Annotated in this window: 2 tRNA genes and 1 rRNA gene; all 3 read right to left on the reverse strand. The window is 48.9% G+C overall.

What is annotated here, in order from left to right:
* Positions 1 to 213 precede the first annotated feature (213 nt).
* Positions 214 to 289 (reverse strand) — tRNA-Ala (locus CKW00_RS13490).
* A 22-nt stretch (positions 290 to 311) separates the two neighbouring features.
* A tRNA-Ile gene (locus CKW00_RS13495) sits at positions 312 to 388 on the reverse strand.
* Positions 389 to 544: 156 nt separating this feature from the next.
* Positions 545 to 640, reverse strand: a 16S ribosomal RNA gene (locus CKW00_RS13500); the annotation flags it as partial.

The raw sequence follows: 640 nt of genomic DNA on the forward strand, positions 1-640 counted from the left end.
GAAGCATTTCGGTGTTTGTCCCGTCCTTCGTCGGCTCCTGGTACCAAGGCATCCACCGTGCGCCCTTCATTTCTTCACTATACTAGTGAAAAGACGCTTCATTCTAAAATAAAGATCGATGTTGGTCTAGATAGAAATACCCTCGATTTAAACAATCGAAGTTAAATCATCTATTGTTTCTTATCCAGTTTTCAAGGTTCAATAGAAAATATTTGGTGGAGCCTAGCGGGATCGAACCGCTGACCTCCTGCGTGCAAAGCAGGCGCTCTCCCAGCTGAGCTAAGGCCCCGCATTGTGGGTTATATAAGGAATGGTGGGCCTGAGTGGACTTGAACCACCGACCTCACGCTTATCAGGCGTGCGCTCTGACCGACTGAGCTACAGGCCCATACCTTAGATTTTACAAAAAGAAAAAGATCATTTCAATAAGAAAGTATCAATCCTTCAAAACTGAACATGTTTTAGCCATGCGCCGGAGCGCTCCGTAGAGCGCCCGGTTCGTGCGGATCCTTCCCGCCAGGGAAAGATCCGTTCCTATCCTTAGAAAGGAGGTGATCCAGCCGCACCTTCCGATACGGCTACCTTGTTACGACTTCACCCCAATCATTGGCCCCACCTTCGACGGCTGGCTCCTGTAAAG

Origin of the sequence: Salimicrobium humidisoli (genome assembly GCF_002295105.1) — a bacterium.
Taxonomy (GTDB): domain Bacteria; phylum Bacillota; class Bacilli; order Bacillales; family Halobacillaceae; genus Salimicrobium; species Salimicrobium humidisoli.